The sequence below is a fragment of the Mycolicibacterium novocastrense genome (genome assembly GCF_001570485.1).
Classification (GTDB): domain Bacteria; phylum Actinomycetota; class Actinomycetes; order Mycobacteriales; family Mycobacteriaceae; genus Mycobacterium; species Mycobacterium novocastrense.
Genome location: NZ_BCTA01000032.1, coordinates 1 through 1,913 on the forward strand (window position 1 = coordinate 1; position 1,913 = coordinate 1,913).

The following is a 1,913-nucleotide window of genomic DNA, read 5'->3' on the forward strand; positions in this document are numbered from 1 at the left end:
CTCGCCAAGCTGTTTCCAGGGCGACTTCCGTTGTGTTAGAATACAATTCGTAGTCAAATCACCTCTGACTTACACAAAATTCGTGACAGGCTCCGCCACAACTGGCGCGCTCGCTGCTGCGGCGGTCGTCTCCTCAAACGCTGCCGCGGCACAGCCTCCACTCCCCCCGCCACCTATAGTTCCGACGTTTCCCGCCCCGCCGCCGCCGTTCGCAGGGGGGCCGGCGGCGTTGCCTATCATCGATGAGTCTCTCGGATCGATTCGGCAATCGCCCATGGCACAGACTGGCGCTTTCGCCGCAGGCCCCTTCGGCTTATCGCCCGCCGACGTCCGCCAATTCCTACTGCCTCAGGCTCCGACGCCCTTAGCGCCGGGGCGCCTCCCCGGCACGCCGCCGGACCTCAATGCGCTGAACAATGCTTACCTGTTGCCTCAGCACGAGAAGCCCTCAGCACCCGGCGAAGGGACGGTGTTCGATGTGCCACCAGGTGCCGAGAATGCTGACATCTCCGGCCTCGATTACGTAAAGCGAGTATGGCATCTATATGAAAGTGGTTATCTGAAGGGCGCACTGCTCGGCCAGCGGCCGCAAGCTCAATTGGCGTGCCACTGCCCGGTACTGCACCATCCTCCGGAACCAACATCCCGCCGCAACCTGTGCCGCCCGCTCCGCCAACCCTGGAGCCCATGCCACCGGCCTGAAGCCGTGAGTCATACCTCGTTGGCTCGTTGGCAGTATGGGCCGATGCTGGCAAGGACTTGATCGGCAGTCTTGGTCCAGACGTAGGGTCGGAACACCGGCGTACTCCGGGTGAGCGCCTGAATCTGGGTCTTCGGGCGTCTACATATGGTGGCCTACTTTTCAACCCGTCGCCGCCGGCCGAAGGTTTGGACGGCCGCCAACATCGGCCTTGAGAAGATCTGCCGCTAGCTTAAGCTCCACGGTTCGCCATAAGTGAAGACGCTGTCACCTGTCGAGGAGGTGAGCCGCGCGAATGGCCGTAGCAGCACACCACCCGCAACACCAGTAACTACACCGTGTGCATTCGACAGCGCAACGCCGCCGCTAGGTCCCGTAACGTCGACCGATACAATCGCAATTTCTTGTATGCCAGGGCCGTTATGTAGGTCCGCGCTTACGGACATGGCTGGTAGCAAGTCAGGTGTGGTTACCGAGTTGAGCCCGAAGGAGGGTGCGGCAAGCTCGCCCTGATCGATCAGGATGTTCGGCGTGGTGTAACGAAAATTGAAGGTCACACCCTGTGACCATGGGAAACCGATCTGATACCCCAATTCCAGCCGACCTTCGAACGTTTCAGCTGCAGGGCCGACCACGCGATACTGGCCCCGAACGGAGTGGAACCATTCTCGTGTTGAGCTGTCGCGGTCCAGGGAGAACACCCCATTGAGGACGGTGTCAAATTGTTGGACGGTCAGCGTACGGCTCCGCCCGTCGACCAGACTCAGCTCCGTGTCTGACTGTCCGCGGGCGTAACCCGCTTCCAAAAGAGCTGTTGCGAGGGGAACGAATAGGGCAAACGCAGCCCGCAACGCCACCATGGAGTCGATCACGAAAAGCCGCACGCTGCGAATCTACCAGAGATGAAAATCATTTCCATTAGTAGACAGTTGCGACTCTCTCGCGTGAACTGCGCTTGGCGCGGAGCCTACGTTCGATCGAGCATGTTCGAACCGCCCTGCAAGTGGGCTTGACCCCTTCTAGTGGACACACGGTCAGATCACCCTTCAAGCCAAACCACCGAGGCGGTGAATCGAACATTCCCCTCATCACATCGAGCAGGGATAGCCGGGAAGAGACCTATTAGCCCGGATTTTTCGTGGAATGTTGACTGTGGGGGTGTGTAGATAAGCGAAAGTGCCTGTCCTGCAAGGAATAATTGGACTTCTCTACG

The 1,913-nt window shown here is 59.5% G+C and carries 1 protein-coding gene; it reads right to left on the reverse strand.

Annotated elements, in window-relative coordinates; all coding sequences use genetic code 11:
- Positions 1–927: 927 nt before the first annotated feature.
- Positions 928–1,560 carry a porin MspA gene (locus tag RMCN_RS12970; RefSeq protein ID WP_067389741.1) on the reverse strand — a complete coding sequence of 211 codons (633 nt, stop codon included), beginning with the start codon at positions 1,558–1,560 and terminating at the stop codon, positions 928–930.
- Between the last annotated feature and the right edge of the window lie 353 nt (positions 1,561–1,913).

Coding starts and splice junctions, on each gene's coding strand:
- RMCN_RS12970 (WP_067389741.1), bottom strand. CDS start 1,560: ATGGTGGCGTTGCGGGCTGCGTTTGCCCTATTCGTTCCCCTCGCAACA.